The sequence below is a fragment of the Mesobacillus boroniphilus genome (assembly GCF_018424685.1).
GTDB classification, from domain to species: Bacteria; Bacillota; Bacilli; order Bacillales; family Cytobacillaceae; genus Mesobacillus; species Mesobacillus boroniphilus_A.
This window is the reverse complement of sequence record NZ_QTKX01000002.1, coordinates 444253-467529: the sequence shown is the minus strand read 5'-3', so window position 1 is coordinate 467529 and position 23277 is coordinate 444253. Positions and strand designations below refer to the sequence as shown.

Below are 23277 nucleotides of genomic sequence, written 5' to 3'. Positions count from 1 at the left end.
CTCTCCAAGCAAAGAAACTAATTGAACAACAGTGATTTACTGTACTGTTTGCCTACAAGCAAGTCGTATTGGATCATTTGATAATCGTTCAATAAACTTTTTTGTTTTTCATTTAATTCTTTCAGGATCTCCTGGTCCTTGCCAATTTTAACTGCATGTTTGAATGCTGGTATCTCTGACTGCACTTCTTTTAAGAAATCATAGAAGGGCGGGGCATCGAGATTGCCCAAATCAAAGACAAATGGTCCTAAATAAGCTGGACTGATTGTGCCTAGGTCTTTATTTCCGGGATCTGATGTCGAATAAATCAATAATGGTGTTTCCGAGAATTTCCGCTCGTACTCCTCCTCATTTTTTGCATCGGCAAAGCCTGATTCTTTATAAACCGATCTGCTGGCTCCCAGAACCGGCAAATGGTCACCCCAAAATACGATAATTGTTGGCTCCTCCAGCTCTTCGACTCTCTCAATCAAATGCCTTAATGCTTCATCCGCCTGCTTGACACCTTCTGTATAAACTTCAAGAGGCGAAGTGGATTCTTCGGTCAGGCCAGAAATTTTCACAGTGTTTTCTTCATATCGGCCTGGATTGTATGGTAAATGGTTCTGCATCGTGACAGCATGGATGAACATCGGTTCTTTGCTATTAACAATATGGTCCGCGATTTCATTTGAAACGGACTCATCTGATATCATAGGGCCTGAAGTCTCATTGTTTTTCATTGTTTCCATATCCAAAAACTTATCGATACCAAATGTCTCATATACACGGCTTCTCTTATAAAAAGCTTTATTATACGGATGGATCGCAAGAGACTTATACCCCTTGACTTCCAAACTGCTGACAATGGTGGGAATGAATGATTTATTGTCGACGATTTCCTGGTATGGAATGATTCCTGCGGTTAAAAAAGTTGTGTTGAATCCTGTCAAGGCCTCAAATTCGATGTTAGCTGTTGCCCCGCCGAACGCTGCAGACAGGATGTTTCCTGAAGGATACTGCGTCATCAATTCCCGGTAATTCTTCACAGGGTCTTCGCTGAATTCAGCTTTGCCAAGCCTTGTCGGATCCCAGAATGCTTCATTCATCAGGAAGACAACATTTGGCCTTTGATTGTCCGGGACATCCTTTGTATTAGGAGACTCGGTATATCTTTTTGCGATTTCCAGGACTTTTTCCTTTGAATAGCCTTTCGGCTTTTCAACCGTCACCGTTTTAAAATTAGATAGGAAGCCGATAATAAAACCATTGTCATTATAGGTGTTGATCGGATTCCAAGTACTGATTACGACATCTGATTTTTCCATATACGATTTCCAGAAGTTATCCTGGAAGTTTGCAAACGTAAAGACAAGGATTGCCGAACTTATTGCAAGGATCACTCTCCATACCTTCGGGATTTTGATTGCCGGCAAAAATTTAACCGAAGCCCAAATGCCGAAAATAAGCATAAGGAATACAAAAATATAAATAGGAGAAAAAGTGCCGACAACCATAGGAATAACTTCATCCAAATGGCTGAATTGTTTGAAGTCATTAGGGTAAAGAGGCTCAACCCTTAAACTCATCTTGCTGTAATGCGCATACCCCATCAGGGCCAAAACAACCGTGGTCAGTGCGGTGCTCAAATATATGTTTCCGATAATCGCATAGATGAGGATATAAAGGAAAAACAAAAAGAGCAGACCAGCAAAAAATACAGACTGTTTTGTTTCAATCCACTGCAACGTTAATTCTTTATTATGTAATATTTGAGAGTATTGGAAATAAAGATTAATGACCGCTGCTAAAGAGAAAGAAATAATGAAAACAATCAGTAAATTTAAAACAGACAAAATCCATGGTTTCTGTTCTTTCAAATAATCATAAGCCTTCAGTTGCCAGCGGCTGGTCAAAAGAAAGGCAATAAAAAATATAAATAAATATAGGACGAATTTTTTCGAGTATTCTTCAGTCCATAAAATAAATTCTGCTGTGCTGTATGAGCGAATGACAAATTTGAATAACGCCACAAATAAAAAAGCCAGCAGGCCATTCAGTAAAACAATTGGTGTCCACTTTCTAATCATTGTAATCGGTATATCCTCCCTTTAATCGCAAAGTTCACGTTCAGCGATAGACTGCTTCCCTTAATTTTGAGCGTATGAAATTAATACTGCATTCTATTATTATATCAAAAATATATCTTGCTCTGCTCAGAAATAAAATAACTTCTATTCCTTACGATGTTAATGGAAACCCTATCCAGGATGGCTGCTATATCAAAATCGCCGGTACTTTTTGAATCATGAAGGAGAAATGCAAACCGGATGGATTCTTTGGAACAGTAAATGGTACTACCTGAACAAGGACGGAACAATGAAATCCTGCTGGCATAAAGAAAGTAATAAATAGCATTACTTAAGAACAGATGAATCAATGGCAATAAATGAACTCACAATTAATGGAAGTGAGTATTTCTTCGCCAGAAATGGCGAATGGAAACCCAGCCGATAACCTTTACTGAGATTAGTCAAAATTCATTGAAGACATGATGGTTACAAATAAAATAGGACTCACAAATGTGAGTCCTATTTTTTATCGAATCCATGCTCCATCGGCACCAATTCGGTAACCATTAATGATGGTACTCTGTGCCATGATGCCGCTCGAGTAGAAATAATACCATTTATTATTGACCAGTTTCCAGCCAGAGTCAAACATGACACCAGACTTATCAAGGAGATACCACTTGCCTCCGTACTTAAGCCAGCTAGTTTTCATGATGCCGTCTGCACCCATGTAATACCATTCGCCTTTGTAATGGACCCATTTGTTTTCAAGCATTGCTCCATCTTTGTCAAGGTAGTACCATTTGCCTCCGTATAATATCCAGCCGGTTTTCATTACGCCGTCAGGGCCTAGATAATACCATTTACCGCCATAAAGCACCCAGGCATTCGAACGCATAGGACCATCGGAATTGAAGTAGTACCACTTATTCTGGTTCAGCAGCCAGCCCGTTTTCATGTAACCATTCAATTCAAAAAAGTATTTTTTCCCCGATAAATCCAGCCAGCCCGTTTTCATCCGTCCGGTCGAATCAAAGTAATACTTCTTTGAGCCCTCCGTATACCAGCCTGTCTTCAACGGTTTATTGCCACTATAAAGATAGAACTCTTTCGCGATAGAGGCAATTTTAACTGCCCATGCTTCATCAGTTGCGTATTGATGGAAATTCCCATTGTTTCTCATGTTATCCAAAGTAGGCTGGTAATAAGGATAAGCCGACTCAACATAGTTGTTGTTAATCCAAATTGCACCGGCAATAATACCATTTTTAGGGCTGCTAAAATCATATGCACTTTGATACGGACTTTCGTCTATTGCACCAATACCATAAAAATTATATTTACCTTTGACTATATCAGATCTCCCCCATCCTGTTTCCACTGCAGAATGAGCAACTAAATAAAATGCATTCAGTCCACTGACATTTTGAGCTTCTATATAAGCTGAACCCATACCAGTAATAAGTCTTTGTTCCCCATATGTTTTACTTGCTATAAAATTATCAATCTCTCCGGCAGTAACATTTGCAATCGTATTCAACGGCGTAAATAAAGTAACCTGGTTAGTTACAGTTCCAACTTTATCTACTTCATATTGAATGATATTCTTACCTTCATCTGTCATCTGATTGCTTTCAGAGTCGATATATAAACCATAAACCCAGCCCTCAAGACCAGTATCCGTCCTTACCTTATAAAAGTTCGTGCTAGCTTCATATTGCAATACTAAAACAATTGACCCGTCTGGGATTTTTGCCGGTACACCGTCAATCATAACTTGTGGGTAGACAGTACTTGGCCCCTGGCGCAGATTTCTCCATTCTTTTAAAAGCCATGTCTGATCTAGATTGATACTAAGATAATCCTTATGTACCCAGCCTTCTTTACTTCCATCAGTTGTTTTAACTTTAGCTCCAAGACGCTGTTCCTCAAGGATAATTACTGTATCACCATATCCTAAATGCTGCCCGGTTTTACCAAGCTCTGGGTCATTATGCTTTTCATAATCGCTCAATCCTTCATAGCTTTTATATAAAGGGAGCTCTACTGAAATGACCAGGCGCGAATCCTCTGATGTTGGCACCTCGACATTTTGTATTTCAATCTTTTGATTTACCATCAAGCTGTCTTCAATCTGATTGATTCCCCCAACAGCTGGATCCTTTGTTTTATTGATTGTCGTTTCCGCGAGTACCGAAGTACTAAACAAAGTGAAAGTCAATACACCAGCAGCAAGGCTATTAAACAATTTCCCCTTCAACTATACCCTCTCCCTATATTAATCTCTTTATCTTCAATCTTAAATATACATCAAGAATAATATCATATATCGTTAGGATTTGGATAAAATTGTCTAAAAATTATAAAAAGGTAATAATTGTATACTCCTATAGCGTTAAAGCAAGAGCACCGCATCTCCCAAAAAAGCAACAAAAAAAAGAACGAATCAATCAGATTCGTTCTTTCCTTAAATCTTCCAGATATTTGTTTACTTTCTCCAAATCATCGAGAGAATCAATTTCGAAGCTGTCATCTTCCTTGATTTTTTGAATATAGATATCCAGGGAATTCAGGTTGTCTTTGACGATATCATCCCAATAGCGTTCAGAGAAATCATTTCCATTAATGTCTTCTTCAAGCTTGTAGGCAATCAGTTCCCCGTCCTCTTGGGACCAGAAGGAAGTCCCGCAGAGAATATATTCCCCGCTGCCATCCCCAACTTCAATATCATAAACCTTATTTTCACCATCGAAACGGAGAATCCATTCATTTTTGAAATCCTTCTTCCTGGCACTGAAATACATGGACTTTCCAGGCTTCTCGAGGAGGAAGTTTCGGTGAAGATAATTGTCAGCGTCTATAACATAACTGTTTGGCAAGTATTCTCTTACCAGATACATGGTGTAAATATTGTTATATACATCATACTTATCGTTGTGGACTAATTCGATACCTTTGTATTTGGCTGTAAGGTATTCAAACTTTTCATGCAGATAACCTGTTACAACATAAATTTCTTTTACTCCCTTTTCCTGAAGGAATTCAATCTGCCTTTCAAGCATTGGTTTACCGTTCACTGGTATCAGGGACTTTGGAGTCGTCAGCGTAAGCGGCCTGAGCCTTGTCCCCATTCCAGCAGCTAATAATATTGCTCGCATTTATACTGTTCTCCCTGCTTTGAATAATTTTTTAAATTTCATTTCTTGTGCTGTGGCAACTGTCATGACCGAACCGAATAAGATAACCGCGCTAAAGAAAACCAATTTGAAGGTTACAAGCGTTCCAAGGATGAAGAAGCTGAGGATGATTGCCCAGGCTGAATAAGAAATGTTCAGCGCCATAGCCCTTGTAAAACCCGAGAACAAGCCATAATAAAGCCCTTTACTTTTTAAGTTCATAGGTTTTCTCCGTTAATAGTGGATTTGTCAGATTTTCCTTTACCCTGTTAAATCGATCTATGCCGTAGTTTCCGAAATCATCGCCTTTTGCTTCCTTTATATTCGTCCAGACGCTCCACAACAAATCCTGATAAATCTTATTCATTAGGATTCTTTTTTTTATTTCGCCAGGGATTAGTTCCTGGTCTAAATAAATGGTTAAAAACAGCTCCTCCTCTTCAGAAGAAAAATTACATTCGAGAGAATGGGCAGCTATATCCCACATTGGGTCATTCATGCCTCCATATTCCCAGTCAATTAAATAGATTCCTTCTTCTCCACTTTTCACGAAGTTTTCAGGTACCGTATCATTGTGGCAAGGTACAAAATCAAAAACCATTGCATCAAACTGTTGTTTCAATTTCATTACCTGGCTTTTCACTTCTTCATAGCCACTGTAGGTGCTGCCGTTTACTTCTTTTAAAAGCAGCTCATACTCTTCTATTTTTTCAAAGACATTGAAGGTGTTTGCCATTTTGATTCCGGAATGATGGAGTTTATTAAGTATTCCGGCAGTCAAGGTCATATAATCTTCTCGTTTGGCAGTCTTGCTGTTCAGCGTTTCAGCATTCGGGATCAATTCCGAAACCTTAATTCCAGTTTCATCATTAAAATAAAGAAGCTCTGTATCGATTCCCAATTCACTCGCCAATGAAGAATTAACCTTTTCTTCGCTGCGGCTTATCATCTTCTCGGTACCATTTCCCGGTACCCTCAATACGTACTCCTTGTCGCCAATTGTGACTTTATAATTTTTATTCGTCATCCCGCCAAATGCCTGGATTCCTGTGACTTCATCAGGTTCGATGCCTAATGCGGCAGAAAGATATCCTTTAATTTGGTTTTCCCGGAACTCTGCTTCTTTTCTTTTTAACATAGGGAAAATCTTTTGTTTAATATCATAGAATTGTTCTTGTGAATCAGCTTCTGCCCACACTATATTGAAAAGTTTCAAATAGCCAATATTGAAATTCCGGCTTATATCGAGAAGCATATATTCATAATTCATGTATGGGTTCCGGTTGTGCTGTTCATAGTCCCTCACCATCATGTGGAATACATCCAAACTAAGCTTGCTTGCCCCGATCATTTCACCATCAATCCGGTTGAACTGATGGATATCTTTTGACACCTTATATAAAAATCCGTTCCTGATTTCTACAAATGCCTCATCACCCGATCCGCTTTCATTTGTAATCAGGACGCAATCCCTTAAAGGACTAGCTGCAAGTTCTTTAATAGCCCTTTCCTCGATCAAAAGGTCGTCCTCAAGCAGCAAAAAATCATCCGTAATGTGTTCAAATGCGCAGGCCAGCGATGCCATAGATCCTGTCCATTTATATCTTTTGTTTTCAACAAAAGTTATGTTTGCGAAATCTTCTAGTTCACGAAAAGCATCTTTCATATAGCCAGTCACTATAACAAACTTCGTTATCCCAATCTCCTGCAAAATTTCAATATTGCGCTTGATCAGTTCTTTATCTTCAACCTTCAGCATTCCAGCTGGACAATTAAAATCTTTCCTTAATCCGCCTGCAAGAATGACCGCCTGTGTAATCTCCTTCTTAACATCAGTATAATGGATATTCACTTTTTTATCCTGATAGCTCCCAATCTGCTGCTGAAGATATTCAATTCCTTTAGGAGTAAGGAAATAATTCATGTTCCTTCCCTTTTTCTCATTATAAATAAGTCCCTTTTCCAGCATTTCCTGAATCAGATAATTCACTTTGCCAATTGATATATCATTTAAGTCAGAAAGCTTTTTCTGGCTGACATTATTATTTTTATTTATCGCTTCTAGTAATTTAATCAGGTGTTCCATAAAGCCTCCAAAAACATTCAAATTTTGAAAACATTAACATTTTAAACTGCGCTTAGACGTTTTGTAAACATTTTTTATTAGAATTTGTCATCCTTTGGAATATATTCTTGTCGAATGATAAGAGATGAGTATAAGCAGTCTTCTTGGACTCAGGAGCCGGGGGAAAATTTTTTCACTTCCCACATAACAGAAAAAGACAGGATCCATTTCATCCTGTCTTTCTATCTGTTTATCTGCGGCTGGCGTCTTCTGCGAGCATCAAGCCAGCTGCTTTATTTTCACTCCAAATCCGGTCATAGTTGCTTAATGGTACAGGTTTTCCGTATGTGAACGGAGAAATTTCCGGAGTGAACCCAGGCATTTTCATATCCTGGATAAACCAGTCAGTAAATCCGCCGCCGCTCGGATTGGTTACCGGTTTCACAAGTGAATAACCAGTCATCGAGCTGTATTTCAACGCCAGAAGATAATCTCTATTGTATATACTTCCGGCCTGCTTAAAGTACCAATAAAGGATTTGTCCTGATGAATGGTACGCAACGCCCGTTTTAAACTGATGCCTTTTCGTGAATTCATATACCGCGAGAGCTTCTGGCTCGCTTAGCGGCTTAGTCCCTTTATAATTTTGCGGGGACGGCTTGCCAGTGTTATTGGCAATGGTTGCCCAGTCAGCAGGATACTGACGGTTTAAATCCACCCCGCGGATGTTCGCTTTCCACGAAGAAAAGTCGCGGCTATTGTTATTAAGCATTAACACATAGTTTGGATTCTTTGCGCTTAAATGTCCTTTTTGAACAAGCGTTACTCCATCAGGATTGACCATCGGCACAAACCAAATAGAAACATTGTTCAATAGTTTGCGAGTATTATAACCCGAAAAAGTCGTGCCATCGGCATATGACTTCGAATACTCATCTATCATTTCCATCAGCAGATTCGTTGTCATATGCTCACGTGCATGGTGGGATCCATTTATGAAAATTTCCTTGCTGCCATTTCCTACTTTAATGGCATGCAGATCCCTGCCGTCAACCGATTTTCCGATTACTTCAGTCGTGATCAGGTATGGATAATGTTTTTTCAATGAATTTATGTCTGCAACCATACGCTCATATGTATAGGTTTGTCTTGGATTTACAATCTCTGGCAGCCAAACACCACTTTGCCCTACACGATACCTGCCTTCAACAATAGTGTTTTGTGCCAGGTTTCCATACGAATATGCATAATACCATTTTTGGCTGTCCATAAACCAGCCTCTAGCCATCATGCCTGTCTTGGGCATAAGGTAGAACCAGGAGCTGTCATAATAGAGCCATCCTGTTTTCATCGCGCCTGTTGACTCGAGATAATACCAGTGCTTCCCATACAGCAGCCAGCCTTTGTGCATGACGCCGTACTTACCTAAGTAGTACCACTTGCCGCCATCCAGGATCCATTTTTCTGTCACCATGGCGCCGGTCGAATCCATATAGTACCTTTTGCCGCCTAAATGTAACCAGCCGACCGCCATTGCTCCGCTGCGGTCCAGGTAGTAGCGCTTTCCTCCATAGGAAATCCAGCCGGTAACCATGACGCCATTTTCAGGGTTTAGGTAATACCATTTACCGTTATCAAGAATCCAGCCCCTGGCTAATTCATCTTCCACATAATAAAACCATTGTCCATCCTCCAGTGACCAGCCATTCTTCGCTTCTGGCTCCTCTGGAGTTTCCTCTTCAGCAGGATTCTCTCCAACTGGTTCCTCTGGAGTTTCACCATCAACCGGCTCGTCCGAAGGAGCTCCCTCAACAGGTTCTGCTGGAGTCTCTGGTTCAGCAGGTTCTTCTACTGGATCTGTTTCTCCTTCTACTGGATCTGCAGTCCCTTCACCAGGGTCTGGCGTTTCTCCTTCTACTGGATCTGTTGTCCCCTCACCAGGATTTGGCGTTTCTCCTTCTACAGGGTCTGTTGTCCCTTCACCAGTATCCAGCGTTTCTCCACCCGAAGACTCAGGAATACCAGTTTCATTTCCAGAATCCTGAATTGATGGCGCTGTCTCTTCCGCAGTCTTTTCATTGCTTTCAGACGCACTTTGGCCGCTCACTGTTCCATCGGCACTGATTCCTTCCAAGGTGACGGCTCCAGCTATGGATGGAAAAGCAAGCATGAAGCTTAAACTTATTGCAGCAATCTTTCTCAACCCTCTGTTTCCCCTTCCTCTTTTTATAATAGGCTTTTTTATCTTACTGCCTTCTCGGTTCCGAGTTACTTAAAGAATGTCCCTTCGGCCAAAAAAGGCAGAAAACGACAAAAAATCAGCCTTTGACTATTAAACTATAAAAGACCGGCCAAGTAATAGCCAGCCTTTTAATGAATTTGTAATATTAATAGACTCACTTATAGACTGGCACATCAAAATATAGTCTGTAATTGTTCAGTAAGCCATAAAGTTTGCTTATGTTGGAAACTTGCTTTGCAGCCCACGCGACGTCGGTTGCATATTGGTGTATACCTGGTTTACCAGGATTCCAGCGCATTTTGTATAATGTGTCCTGTTTGTAAGTTGCATTATTAATATAATTTTCCCCAATGAACTTTGCTCCACCAATAATCGCAGCTTCAGGAGTAAACCAGCCTGCTTTATAGGCATATTCGGACCCTGATTTTTCCGCGGTTCCATCATATGCCGCGATTCCATACATATTGTAAACTACTCTAGGTTCAACAGGCTTCCCGTCCACTTCTCTTACAAGAATACCGGTTGCCAGCGGCGATGTGCCATGTCCCGTTTCCAAAAGGGCATGGGATATTAGGTAAATTTCATTCACTCCATGCTGGATGCTCGCATTCACAAACGCCTGGCCTTTGTTATGCAATATCCCTTTTCCATTCAGGATAGTGCTATTCACCTCCGAGACGCTCACCCCGGCATTTCGAGACAGCACCAGGAATTGATAGAAGGTATCGCTGGACTGGCTGAAATTTTTTGGATTCATATAATATGCTACGTCTTCCGCTTTTGCATTTTTCCATGGACCATATGTTATCTCATACCAGCCATTCGTTTCCCCGAGGATTTCCACCGTCGTGCCGATCAGAAGGCTGCCCACGATTCGAAAACCAGTTCCTGCCCCTTCCCTGACATTCAGGTTGGTAGCTGTGACAGTTCCCTTTTTTGAATCTTCCCTTGAAAGGGCAATAAAATCTTTGCTGATGTACGATTTATCATTGCGATACTTGTCTGTCTGCGGTGACTTCGTCATTTGGATATTGACCATTTCTGTCTGGGTCAGACTGTAGTTCGAATAGAGAATAACCGGCCCTTCCTTCAACGAACCATCATTGTTGAATTGGTAAAGATGCCCGTCTATTTCTTTGTCGCCTGTCACCATGACACCATTTTGGTCCAAATAATATTTCTTTCCATTGTAGGTTATCCAGCCATAATGCATATCACCATTTGGGTGGTCGAGATAATACCATTTCCCCTGGTCCAAAAGCCAACCTGTAAGCATTATTCCTTTTCCATCCATATAGTAACGCTTATAATTTACATCGATCCAGCCCGTTGCAAGAGTATCGGTCCCAAGAAGGTAGTACCACTTGCCGCCATCCAAAATCCACCCCGTCCTGGATACACCATCTGCTCCCAAATAGTATGTCTTACTGTCAACAGAAAGCCAGCCAATTGCCATTTTTCCATCCTGATGAAAATAATACCTTTTTCCATCATATACAGTCAGACCTTTCGAGGCGGTGCCATCCAGACCGAACAAATAGCGTTCATTCCCTAATGTCTGCCATCCCGTAAGCATTGCGCCGTCATCACCAAAGTAGAAGGTTTGCTGATTTTCGTCCAACCAGCCAGTATACATCGAACCATCTGACTTAAAATAATATTTCTTGCCAGCGTCTGTCACCCAGCCAGTCAGCATGACCCCATCACTATTCAAGAAATATTTTTTACCTCCTTCAGTAAGCCATCCCGTCACTTTGTTTCCGATTTGATCATAGTAGTACCACTTTCCGTCTTTAAAATGCCATCCGGTAATTTTTACAGTTTCAGGGAGAAGTTCACCAGATTCTGAGAATTGATACTCTTTGCCATCAATTGATTGAAACCCTTTTACCATTGCCCCACTTCTATTAAAATAATAGATTTTCTCTCCAGATGTCAGCCATCCTGTTTTCATCGCACCACTTGATTGCAGGAAATACTTTTCGCCGCCCCAGGTAATCCAGCCCGTAAGCATATTTCCTCCTGAAGCAAGGTAGTACCACTGACCTACATTATACAGCCATCCTGTTTTCATCGAACCGTCAGCATTGAAAAAATACCATTGCTTATTGATTAATTCCCAATTTTTTTGCATGGCACCGCTCTTATTCAAGTAATACCATTTGCCGCTCCACTTTAGCCATCCCGTTTTCATCACACCATCAGCACCCAGGTAATACCAGGTATTATGGTCCAATATCCACCCCTTAGCCGTGGCGCCATCCGCTTTTATGTAATACCAATTATTGTTTTGATATTTCCAGGCAGGCAATGTACTTGCCTGGACAGGCGAAAGGAGTGAAAGACTAAGCATCAATACGAGTAAAATTGCACCTGCTTTTTTCAAGTAAATTCCCCCAGTTAAGTCCAATCTCTATTTGTAATACAGAAGTTCATAGAGTGTTATACAAGGGCTTCTGTCTTCCTCTTTCTCTTCTTTTCGGATTTTTTCACACAAAGTTAAGCAGTTTAATAGAAAACAGCCAGACCAATTTTTCCCATACTTACATCTATTAAATGTTTTTAACCAAAACGGTTAACTATCTCGATCACATTTATAAGTTATCGCACTTCCCCTAATAAAACAGGGCGATTTTTGTCGTTTCTTATCGAGAACATCTTGTACTATATTGTTCGCAAAAGAGATATAATTGAATTATCAAAAAATTGTAATGGGAGGTTATTCTGTGCCTTTAGTTCAAATGAAAGAAATACAGACTCCTTTGAGATTGTTCGGAATCAAGGTATTTAAATGCAAAGAAGGTTTTACATATGTAAAGATATGGAATAGACCAAGGAGGAAAATCCTCGGATAAAACTCTTGCGAACCGAAATTCAATTTCGGTTTTTATTTTTGGTTGTCATAAACCGGAATCTATATATGCTCCATATTCTTCAATTCAATGTGTGCAGCAGCTTCCAAACGACGCTCCTAGAAGCTGCTCACCGTAAACACCCCTCAAACAGAAACAGGCCAGGGACTATGGGTCCCTGGCCTGCTGCATTATTCCTATCTGATCCAAGCTCCGTCATTTCCAAGCTTGTATCCGCCAATCGTTGTGCTTTTTGCCATTGCGCCGCTTCCGTAGAAGTAATACCATTTTGAGTTAATCAGTTTCCAGCCTGTTTGCATGTCACCTGATTTATTCAAGTAGTACCACTGTCCTCCTAACTGGATCCAGCCAGTCTTCATGGCACCACTCTTATCGAGATAGTACCACTTGCCGCCAGTTTTTACCCAGCCAGTTTTCATTGCGCCTGACTTGTCCATGAAGTACCATTTGCCGCCGTCAAGTACCCAGCCAGTCTTCATTACCCCGTCAGCAGCAAGGTAATACCACTTGCCGCCATCAAGTACCCATCCAGTCTGCTTGACGTCTTCATCATAGTAGTACCACTTATTGCTTTCAAATTTCCAGCCATTCTTGGCAGCTTCAGAGCGTTCAACTGTAAATTCTTTTACCGTTTCATTGCCTCCAAGGTCGTATAGGCGAAGCTTGAATGTATTCACTCCCAGTTCTAGCGGAAGTGTCAATTCTACAAGTTCATCTGCAGCCTTTTGAATATCGATAGGGCTTGTGAACGGCTTTACGTACTCATGGTTATCATTTACATATAGTGATAACGCATTGAAGTTGTCTTTAAGGTTAAGCTTCACTGTTACTTTGTCAGTTGATTTGTTAACCTTACTTGGTGCATCAACAGTAATTTGCGGAGCAGTTGTGTCAATGAACACCTTACGGGAAATAGAGAAGTCTTTCCCTGAGTGATCCAAAGCTGTAACGATTACGTCGTAGAATCCATCTTTCTCAAAAGATGTTGTCGTTGCGAATTCGTAACGTCCTTTTTCTTCATTAAACGTATAAGCAATTTCCTTGCCATTGACAGTTATTGTTTTGATGACAAAGTCATCTTTAACATAACCTTTTACCGGTACTTCCTTGCTGTTATATGCGCCATATGGCTCAGGGCCATTATCTTCAAGGTAGATCAGCGGCATTTCAGTATCGCCAACCGCAGCTGTATCGAATCCAATATTGAATCCATAGTCTACTGCAGCCACTTCAATTAACGCCTTTTCAGGAACGTCCGTAAGCTGGTGGCTTGTTACATCACCGGCAACTTCAGCTACTTTTGTTCCATTGACAAAAATTGTATAAAACTCTAGGCCTGTTCCTTCATCTTTCGCTTCCCAGCTGACTGTTGATGTTTCAGCATCATAAGCAGCTTTCACTTCTGGAGCTGTCGTATCAACGTATACTGGGATCTTCTTGCTCTGCCAGTCAGCACCTTCATAATCGATCACTGACTTGATTTCATAATAATATAATCCATCTTTTACAGTTGCAGATTTCACTTTTCCATCCCAGGCAGCTGCAGGGTTGAAAGTGAATGCACTACCATTTCCAGCTCCATAGTAGTTCTTCCTTACATCTTTATCCAATAGGACACGGCGCAGGAACTTGCCGTTCTCATCCAATACATTGTAATGCACTTCATCAGCGTTTCTTAGGAATGATGGAAGCGCATATACATCGTCGTACATTCCGTCACCGTTTGGCGAAACAGCATAGTAACCTTTTTCCGGCACCTGGTAATTGAAGTTACCTGCAGCACCAAATAACATTTCACTCGGAGACTTGAATAGGTACTTAAGATCATAGTATCTTGATTCGCCCAGACCCGTGAAACCGTCAAGGATTTCAGGACGATCCCACTCACCATAGAAGCCCATGTATGGTACATTCAATTTTGGAAGAAGCTGTCCATCTTCTGCACCATTCGCATCAGACAATGTTACAAAACCTTCAACAAAGATATCCTCACGCAGGTCATAAGTCGTTTCTTGTCCAGCCTTATCCTGGCCTGGGATTTTTGCATTTGTCAAATCAACGCTGACGGTGAAATCAACAGATTCGCCTGCTGGTACTGTAACTGTTTCCGGAGCATCAACCACTGCACCTGGCATATCGGCAGCAATCAATGCATTATAGTCTTCATCGCCATTTACTTGATAGAAGTAGTCAGTCAGTACGCTAGTGTCTACACTGTACGTGACTTCTTCATCAGTCAGGTTGCTAGCAGTCAATGTCATTTCGAACTGCTTCGACGTGAAGTCTTTAAGTCCTACTTTCGCTTCTCCCGATTGACTGTCGACAACAACCGCAGGAGTGTTCACTGCTGCAAATGTCTGCATCATGCCAGCACCCTGGCGACGAGGCGAGAATGGCTGTCCATATAGATCATCGATTGCATCCGCTGTATTCATCAGCAGAACTTTTGCAAGCTTTGTTCTTTCTCCAGCAGTCAGTTCGCTGAAACGCTCATCAGATTGCAAGTATTGCTGTACAAGCGCTGATCCACCCGCAACATGCGGTGCCGCCATGGATGTACCGCTCATGACACCGTACTTGTCATTTTGCAGTGTAGAATAGATTTTTCCGCCCGGAGCCGTGATTTCAGGCTTGAAGTCAAGACTAGGAGTTGTCCCCCAAGAAGTGAAATCCGTCATGCGGCCCATTTCAGCGTCTTCTTTTTTGCCAGTCTGACTTACATCTAAAATGTTATTTCCTGCCTCGATTGCTGCTAGAAGGTCCTTTCCTTCCTGAGTCTGGATCAGCATGAACGGAACATCCCAGCCGCCCTGGTTTTGGTAGAAAGTACTTCCCCCATTGTTATAAACGATGATTCCGATTGCGCCTGCCTCAGCAGCATTCATTGTTTTATCATAGAATGATAGTGAACCACGTGATACGACAGCGATTTTTCCTTTTACATCAACGCCAGCATAATCGGCATCATTACCGACTCCCGGCACGGCTACCATTTCAAGTGGACCTGATTCCTCAGAAAGCTTGATCCAATCATCGATTCCGTAACCCACAGCAGAGAAGGTATCGTTTCCTTGTACTGTAAAAGTGTGCTGGTAAAGGTATGCATCATTACCGGATGCAGCTACCTGGATGGTATCTGTGTTCAATCCTGGCGCACCAACCAAACCGATATCAGGGTTTTTGTGGTATGGATTGTCCCAACCGTAGCCGATGTGGCCTGAGTTACCTGCTGATACAGCAGCGACGATTCCATTATCAACCGCACGAGTGATCGCTAGATTTTCTGCACTGTTTTCTTCATAGAAAGATGCAGTTGAACCCAAGCTCATGTTCAGGACATCTGCACCTAGTTTAATAGAGTCGTCAATTGCGGCCAAGTATACATCAGACCATGTAGATGGGTAATTAGGGTCATTACTGAACACCTTCATTCCAAGGACCTGTGCTTCGGGAGCTACACCCTTGATTCCTCCTGTGGCCTCATCACCATTTGCCGCTACTGTTCCTGCAACGTGCATACCATGCATGGAAGCTTCTGGTCCAAGGTCAAGGATTGTCTGGTTCTGGTCATAATAGTTATAACCGTAAGGAACCTTGTCCGAATAGAACTTTCCTTTGAGTCCTTCTTCAGTAACTAGAGAATCCGTTTCTTCCTTCGATAATTCTGCTTTTGACTTGTCTGTCAATACGAAATCCTTGTGGGAAGGATCCACGCCCGTATCAATGACAGAAACGATCATCCCTTCGCCTTTAAGGTTGGCATCTGCCCAAGTCTGGTTGGACTGGATATAGTTATGGCTTGTCTTCATGTCAGGAGTTTCTTCAGGACGATTGTATTCATTTGCCAGGTAAACATTCTTTACTCCGACAATACCTTCGATTTTAGCAATATCTTTGTAAGTTACTTCCCCGCTGAATCCGTTGAAAGCAGTGGAAAAACTCATTTTGTGATCCATACGGATATTATTGGATTTAATCTTATCCTTCACACTCTTTTGCGCTTTTTCAAGCTTTGAAGCAATTGAAGATTTAGTATCCTCTGATAATTCCTTGTATAGTTTACCCTCTTTGGTAGCGTACTCTACAGGTGTTTGGCCTTCAACTTCAACGATTACGCGAACTTTATCTTCCGCTTTTAATGATGCTTTTGTCTTCTTGTACTTTTCATCCAGCTGTTTTAATTGCTTCACTTTATATTGCTCGATTTGCTTGATTTTTGATGCATATGCATTTTCAGCAGCAGAAGCACCAGTGAGCGGGAAGCTGAAGCTAGAAAGAACTAACGCAGACGCAAGTACACTAGAGGCGATTTTACGCCCCTTGTTTCTTTTTTTCATTCTTTAATTCCCCCAAATCTATTTTTTTATTGCTAGATATGTAATTTCTAAATCACCCCATTTTTATTCCGAAAAATCAGATTATTGCTATAATTATATATTTTTTCCTTATAATGGTCAAATAATTTTTAGTATATTTCGACTATATTATTCTATTATTAGTAACTCATATAGGCTTAGAGTCACCCTTTAAACGTAATTGGAATATTATTCAAATCTTAAGATGTTAGGTTCTTCTATATCCTTTAATGCTTATAGGATCAACTAGTAGCGCGACACTACTCTTTTTATTCATCTTTGTTGCTGTCTCAACCTAATGTAACGAGTTTTAATGCTTTACCAGGCCATTAGTCTCATCTGCATGTTTGAAAAGCACCAACAATGCGAGAACAGACATAAAAAAAAAAACAGGCATTCTGCCTGTTTTTATTGAATCCATGCGCCGCTGCTATCCACTTTATACCCTTCAACAGTGGTGTTATATGCCATTTCTCCGCTAGAGTATAAATAATACCATTTGCCTCCGGAAAATAACCAGCCTGTCTTCATATCGCCGCCCTGGTTAAGATAGTACCAATTATTATTCCATTTCAGCCACCCTGACTTCATGGAACCATCTGCATTGAGATAGTACCAGTCTCCGCTCCACTTGATCCAGCCTGTCTTCATCACACCCTCATGGTCAAGATAGTACCATTGGCTATTCCATTTCAGCCACCCTGTCTTTTTGCTTCCATCAGATAGGTAATAAAGCCACTTGCCATCTTCCTTGCTCCATCCAACTGTCGTAGCAAGAACTCGTTTTGATCCATAATATGTTTTTGTCCAGTATGGGTTTGACATTGAATCAACTTGGACGCCTGAGCCTCCGGCATGTACGAATTTCCCGTCTCCTAAATAAATCCCAGCGTGTGAAGGACCCGCTTTATAAGTAGTAAAGAAAACCAAGTCGCCTTCCTTCAAGCTACTTTTAGAGATAGTTTGAGTTGCATTATATATTTCGGAAGTCGTTCTCGGAAGTGAGATTCCCGCCTTATCATATGTATAATTAAGAAAACCTGAACAATCGAATCCACTTGGAGTTGTACCTCCCCAAACATAAGGCACACCAACATAATCCAGGGCAGTATTTGTAATCAATCCACTCGTAGAAGCTTCTGCCTTATCGCCACCGACTAAACCGCTAACCAACAAAGAACAAGAAAGCATACCTGCCATTAATAACTTTTTCATGCTGACCCCCAAATAAATGTAAGATTTCTATAAAAAAGGCAAACCTACTAATTTATCCAAAATTTAAATTTCTAAACATAGTATGGCATAAAAGTTACTAGTTTTAGATTACAGTTCTTTTTTAAGTATGTTACAAGAATATTTCAAAATCCGACTTTTCTTACTAAAAATCACCATATACTGCAAAATATTCTTGTTAAACGGGTTAAAAAGGCATAGCTGTTTTGTAAAATAAGTGGATATTATGTAGGGATTAAGGGACGTGCGCGAGCTTTGCAGTTGATTACCTTTTTTTCCACTTCGAGATACTTGTTTCAAGGCTGGAGATCACTCAACGACTTAGAAGGAGTTTAACAGACTTTAACGTGGCAAGTAGCGAGGAAAATCATAGAGTAAAATAAAAAACTGCCAGAGCTGGCAGTTTATTTAAGACTATTCAATTTTTGCCGTCAAGTTTAATGCACGATTGCTATGATATCTCGCTCGTTCGGATAATTTTCCTCTGAGCTTTTCACATAATGCGTCTTGCATTAAAGCCTCATTGTGCTTTTCCAAAAATAAATGCAGGTGATACTTGATTTTCAACAACACATTCATTCCCTCCTTTTAGCACACAAACCGCAGGAGTTCGTATTCGGAAGCTGGCTGACATAGTTAACACAAATTAACTTTAGTCCCTTTAGTTTTGCGTCACCCTTTTTCAAGAGTTTTGCCGTTTCGTACGATCTATGTGTATGCTTCCAAAATATCGAATTGCCTCGGTTTTTGTAAGGGTCTTTAGACCTGTTTTTTATAATTTTGGAAAAATTATCATATTGACAGATTTTAAATCATCTGCTAAATAGCTTATATATAATTTTCAATTTTATTCCCTCATATATGTGGGTAATAAACCAAATTTGCATAAAATGAACCTATAAGACTATTTGTTTTCAATCTAAAAAGGACTATCCAGTTACGGATAGTCCTTTTCATTCATGCACTTATTTAATCCAGGCACCGTCTTTGCCAACTTTATACCCGCCAATGACAGTATTGACAGCCATGGACCCATCCTTGTAAAGGAAGTACCACTTGCCCCCTGACAGAACCCATCCTGTCTTCATGTCGCCATTCTTCAGGTCTAGAAAATACCACTTGTTGTTCCATTTAGTCCAGCCAGTTTTCATATTCCCGTTTTTCAAATCAAGGAAATACCACTTATTGCTGGATTTTACCCATCCTGTTTTCATAGCTCCTGACTTCTGGTCGAAGAAGTACCATTGCTTATTGATTTTTAACCAGCCTGTTGCCATTGATTGGCTGCTTTGCAAGTAATACCATTTGTTGTTCTCAAGCAGCCATCCTACTGTCGGCTTGTTATTTTTATAGTGATACCACTTGCCGCCCTCCTGGTACCATCCATTTCTAATTTCTTCTGCACGCTTGATGACTATATTTTTCACTGTCTCATTTCCGCTCAGGTCCCTCAGCCTCAATGAAACGTTATTGTCGCCAAGCTCTAGCGGAACCGTAACTTCGACTGTGTCATTCGCAGCCTTCTGGACATCAACCGGGCTTACGATTGCTTTTTCATATTCGTGGCTGTCATTGACATACAGTGACAGGTAGTTAAAGTTATCCTTCATCGTCACTTTGATGGTTGTTTCTTCTACATCCAGGTCGACTCTTGCCGGTGCCGATACAGATAGCTGTGCGGCTGTCGTATCAATGAATACCTTGCGGGACAATGAATGCGTCTGGCCTTTTTTATCAACAGCTGTTATGATGACGTCGTAAAAACCATCATTTGCAAAGGAAACGCTTGTATTGAAGCGGAACCAACCTGCTCCAGTGTCGTGAGTGAAGCTTGTTGCTTTCCCATTGACTGTTACGGAAGCTAGTCCATTATCGTCAATGATATAGCCTTCAACCGGGATGGTTTTCGTATTGTATGAACCATAAGGTTCAGGGCTGAACGCGATGACAAACGGATCAGCAGATACGACATCGCCTACTTCAGCTGTATCGGCACCGAAGTTATAGGCATTGTCAACAGCCATAACTTCGATAATCGCACTTTCCGGCAGCTCTTCGAATTGGTATGAAGTTTCCTCGCCGTACACTTCATCGTAAAACTCGCCGTTCACGAAAATGGCATATGCCAGAACTCCTGATCCCTCTTCGACAGTTTCCCAGCTGACAGTAATTGTTTCTGGATCAAATGCTGCTTTAACTTCTGGAGCAACAGTATCAACATAGACTGGTATCAATTTAGATTGATAGTCAGCTCCCTCATAATCGATCACTGATTTGATTTCATAATAGTATAGCCCATCTTTTACCGTGTTGGAATTTACCTTGCCATTCCATGTACGCTCGTAATTATATGAAAATGGCATACCCCAGCCGCCATCAAAGTAAGATTTCACCACATCTTTTTCATACTTCACTCGACGAAGAAATTTCTCGTTCTCATCCAAAATATTAAACTGAACTTCTGCTGCATTACGCAAGAATGCCGGAAGAGGGTTGATATTCTCATGCATATAATCCCCATTTGGAGAAATCGCATAATAACCCTGTTCAGCCGGAGCCGCGAACCAGTCATCGATTAGCATATCATGTACAGGCTCTTCATATACATTACCCTCTTCATCTTCATAATCGAACATACCTGACAGGTCATAGTATTTCGATTCTCCGAAGTCCACGAAGCCATCAAGGATTTCCGGACGGTCCCATTCACCGTAGAAGCCTACATAAGGAACATTTAATGTTGGAAGTACATTTACCTCAGATGCATCTTCCAGCGTAACGAAGCCTTCAACGAAGATATCTTCCATTAATTCAGTTGTCGTCAGTTCTCCATCAAGAGTTTTATAAGGTAGTACTGCATCAGTAATGTCTACACTTACAGTAAAATCAACTGTTTCTCCCGCCGGTACAGTGACCGTTTCAGGTGCATCGATTTTGACACCTTCCATATTTCCTGCTACAAGCGCATTGTAATTTTCATACCCTTCGCTTTCTTGGATGGTGTCAGACAATACGCTAGTATTCACCTGATAGGTAGCATCTTCATTTGAAATATTGACCGCCGTAAAGCTCATTTCAAATTGTGTATCTCCGAAATCCTTTAATTCTACCTTTGATTCATTCGTCTCACTGTTGACGATATATACAGGTGTATCAACCGCAGCATATGTCTGCATCATGCCGGCACCCTGACGGCGTGGCGAGAATGGCTGCCCTTCCAGGTCAATGATCATTTCGGCCGTGTTCATCAGCAAAACTTTGGCCAATCTCGTTCTATCGCCAGCTGTCAAACCTTCAAAACGTTCATCATTCTGCAGGTATTGCTGAACAAGCGCGGAACCTCCCGCAACATGCGGAGCTGCCATAGAGGTACCACTCATCTCTCCATACTGATTACCATTCAGAGTAGAAATAATTTTTCCTCCAGGAGCTGTGATTTCCGGCTTAAGCTCTAGGCTTGGCGTTGTTCCCCATGAAGTAAAATCAGTCATTTTCCCCATTTCTGGATCAGGACTTATACCTTGCTGGGTGACATGAAGCGTTGTGTTTCCTGCCGCAATCAATTCTTCTAGCGCCACTCCTTCCTCATTATGGATCTGCATGAACGGAATGGCCCAGCCGCCCTGATTTTCATAAAATGCTCCCTGGCCATGGTCATACACAATGATGCCGACAGCACCATAATCAGCAGCAATTTGTGTCTTCTCATAGAATGAGATATCACCTCGCTGAACAACGACAACCTTTCCTTCCACATCTTTTCCCTCATACTCTTCAGGATAGCCGTAGCCCCCTTCAAGGCTGACTAATTTAAGTGAGTCATATACACCAAGAAGCTGGCTCCAGTCATCAAGCCCATAACCAACGCCGGTAAAATCTTCGGCACCTTCGATTGTGATCCCATGCTCATACAGGTAAGCTGCGTTTCCTGAAGCAGCTACCTGGATGGAATCCGGATTGAGTCCAGGTGCGCCGACAACGCCAATATCAGGATTCTTGTGGAAAGGATTGTCCCATCCATAGCCAATATGCCCAGAGTTCCCGGCTGATACGGAAGCGACGATTCCATTGTCCACCGCTCTTGTAATCGCAAGGTCCTCTGCGCTTTGCTCCTGGTAGAATGCCGCGACATCGCCAAGGCTCATATTAAGCACATCCGCACCCAGTTTAATAGATTCATCGATAGCAGCCAGGTATACATCAGACCATGTAGACGGGAATAATGGATCATTGCTGAATACCTTCATTGCAAGTACCTGCGCTTCAGGTGCAACCCCTTTGATACCGCCTTCTTCTTCATTTCCGTTTGCTGCCACTGTGCCAGCAACGTGCATTCCGTGCATTGATGCACCTGAAACTGAATCAAGGATCACAGTATCCTGGTCAAAGTAGTTGTATCCATAAGGAACTTTTTCAGTAAAATATTTGCCCTTTAAATTCTTATCAGCTACAAGCTTATTCACTTCTGCCTGGTCAAGTTCTGCTGTGGATGCATCCGTCAGGACGAAATCCTGATGGGAAGGATCAACACCAGTATCGATGACAGAAACGACCATCCCTTCACCCTTCAAGCCTGCATCAGCCCAAGTTTCGCTGGACTGGATGAATTGATGGCTTGTCTTCATATCCGGCTTCACTTCAGGACGCTTATATTCATTGGCCAGATAGACATTCTTAATGCCCTCGACGCCTTCGATTTTTGCAAGGTCACCGTATACTACCTCACCGCTGAAACCATTGAACGCAGTAGAGAACTTATTTTTGTATTGAACCTTCACGCCTTTAGCCTTGATTTTATCTTGTACTGATTTTTGTGTTTTTTCAATTTTTTTCGAGATTGATATTTTGGTATCTTCTGATAGTTCTTTGTATAATAACCCTTTTGTAGTTGCATGCTCTACAGGAGTCTCACCTTCAACTTCTATGATCACTCGAACCTTGTCTGTTGCTTTTAATTGCGCCTTGGCATCTTTTAGCTTCTTGTGAGTTGATAGTTTCTTGCCATCGTCCATTTTAAGGTGCTGCTTGTATTGGATGATTTTCGTTTCTAGACTATTGGTTTTCGGTGCAGCAGAGGTTTGGGATGCCAACCCAAAGTTCGAAAGAAGCATCGCTGTAGTCATTGCATAGACAGCCGCCTTCTTTCGAAGTTTGTTTTTTCTTAATTCCATAGATTTCTTTTCCCCCTAATTATTTAAATACATGGCATTGCAAAAAGATGGCAGAGTTCTTCCTATCAACTCCTAAAATGTAAAAAAATAGTAATAATTACAAGATGATTC

Annotated in this window: 11 protein-coding genes and 1 riboswitch; of the genes, 1 reads left to right on the top strand and 10 read right to left on the bottom strand. The window is 41.3% G+C overall.

The genetic code is table 11. The features are described 5' to 3' along the window. Positions 1-17: 17 nt before the first annotated feature. Positions 18-2069: an LTA synthase family protein gene (locus DYI25_RS15110; protein ID WP_213370345.1), complete on the bottom strand. Its 2052-nt coding sequence runs from the start codon at positions 2067-2069 to the stop codon at positions 18-20. 184 nt (positions 2070-2253) lie between these two features. On the opposite strand from DYI25_RS15110, the gene DYI25_RS22800 reads away from it, so the two are divergent. Beyond that, positions 2254-2394, top strand: a complete 141-nt coding sequence (locus tag DYI25_RS22800) for a hypothetical protein (RefSeq protein WP_425374532.1) — start codon at positions 2254-2256, stop codon at positions 2392-2394. 183 nt (positions 2395-2577) lie between these two features. Here DYI25_RS22800 and DYI25_RS15100 read toward each other — a convergent pair whose 3' ends face one another. The 9 genes from DYI25_RS15100 to DYI25_RS15060 all read right to left on the bottom strand — a co-directional run bounded on the left by DYI25_RS15100 (position 2578) and on the right by DYI25_RS15060 (position 23166). Then, positions 2578-4311 carry a glucosaminidase domain-containing protein gene (locus DYI25_RS15100; RefSeq protein ID WP_213370341.1) on the bottom strand — a complete coding sequence of 578 codons (1734 nt, stop codon included), beginning with the start codon at positions 4309-4311 and terminating at the stop codon, positions 2578-2580. A gap of 190 nt (positions 4312-4501) precedes the next feature. Next, on the bottom strand, positions 4502-5209 hold the full coding sequence (locus tag DYI25_RS15095) for a sugar phosphate nucleotidyltransferase (RefSeq protein ID WP_213370338.1): 708 nt from the start codon (positions 5207-5209) through the stop codon (positions 4502-4504). Beyond that, on the bottom strand, positions 5210-5449 hold the full coding sequence (locus DYI25_RS15090; protein WP_213370336.1) for a hypothetical protein: 240 nt from the start codon (positions 5447-5449) through the stop codon (positions 5210-5212). Further along, complete coding sequence (locus DYI25_RS15085; RefSeq protein WP_213370334.1) at positions 5433-7313, bottom strand: phosphotransferase; 1881 nt, start codon at positions 7311-7313, stop codon at positions 5433-5435. The genes DYI25_RS15090 and DYI25_RS15085 overlap by 17 nt, the downstream gene beginning before the upstream one ends. 229 nt (positions 7314-7542) lie before the next feature. Continuing rightward, the gene (locus DYI25_RS15080) at positions 7543-9495 is read right to left on the bottom strand and encodes a M14 family zinc carboxypeptidase (protein ID WP_213370332.1); all 1953 of its coding nucleotides are present in this window, start codon (positions 9493-9495) and stop codon (positions 7543-7545) included. A 193-nt stretch (positions 9496-9688) separates the two neighbouring features. Beyond that, positions 9689-11920: a glucosaminidase domain-containing protein gene (locus DYI25_RS15075; protein WP_213370330.1), complete on the bottom strand. Its 2232-nt coding sequence runs from the start codon at positions 11918-11920 to the stop codon at positions 9689-9691. A 663-nt stretch (positions 11921-12583) separates the two neighbouring features. Then, positions 12584-16744, bottom strand: a complete 4161-nt coding sequence (locus DYI25_RS15070; RefSeq protein WP_213370328.1) for a S8 family serine peptidase — start codon at positions 16742-16744, stop codon at positions 12584-12586. Between the two features lie 426 nt (positions 16745-17170). Continuing rightward, a complete protein-coding gene (locus DYI25_RS15065) occupies positions 17171-17977 on the bottom strand; it encodes a C40 family peptidase (RefSeq protein WP_213370326.1) in 807 nt (268 codons plus the stop codon). 633 nt (positions 17978-18610) lie between these two features. Continuing rightward, positions 18611-18701, bottom strand: a riboswitch (cyclic di-GMP riboswitch). Between the two features lie 259 nt (positions 18702-18960). Then, positions 18961-23166: a S8 family serine peptidase gene (locus tag DYI25_RS15060; protein ID WP_213370323.1), complete on the bottom strand. Its 4206-nt coding sequence runs from the start codon at positions 23164-23166 to the stop codon at positions 18961-18963. Between the last annotated feature and the right edge of the window lie 111 nt (positions 23167-23277).

What these genes read in the sequence shown, in the direction of transcription:
- DYI25_RS15090 (WP_213370336.1), bottom strand. Translation starts at nt 5,449, where the DNA reads ATGAACTTAAAAAGTAAAGGGCTTTATTATGGCTTGTTCTCGGGTTTT.
- DYI25_RS15085 (WP_213370334.1), bottom strand. Translation starts at nt 7,313, where the DNA reads ATGGAACACCTGATTAAATTACTAGAAGCGATAAATAAAAATAATAAT.
- DYI25_RS15060 (WP_213370323.1), bottom strand. Translation starts at nt 23,166, where the DNA reads ATGGAATTAAGAAAAAACAAACTTCGAAAGAAGGCGGCTGTCTATGCA.
- DYI25_RS15095 (WP_213370338.1), bottom strand. Translation starts at nt 5,209, where the DNA reads ATGCGAGCAATATTATTAGCTGCTGGAATGGGGACAAGGCTCAGGCCG.
- DYI25_RS15065 (WP_213370326.1), bottom strand. Translation starts at nt 17,977, where the DNA reads ATGAAAAAGTTATTAATGGCAGGTATGCTTTCTTGTTCTTTGTTGGTT.
- DYI25_RS15110 (WP_213370345.1), bottom strand. Translation starts at nt 2,069, where the DNA reads ATGATTAGAAAGTGGACACCAATTGTTTTACTGAATGGCCTGCTGGCT.
- DYI25_RS15070 (WP_213370328.1), bottom strand. Translation starts at nt 16,744, where the DNA reads ATGAAAAAAAGAAACAAGGGGCGTAAAATCGCCTCTAGTGTACTTGCG.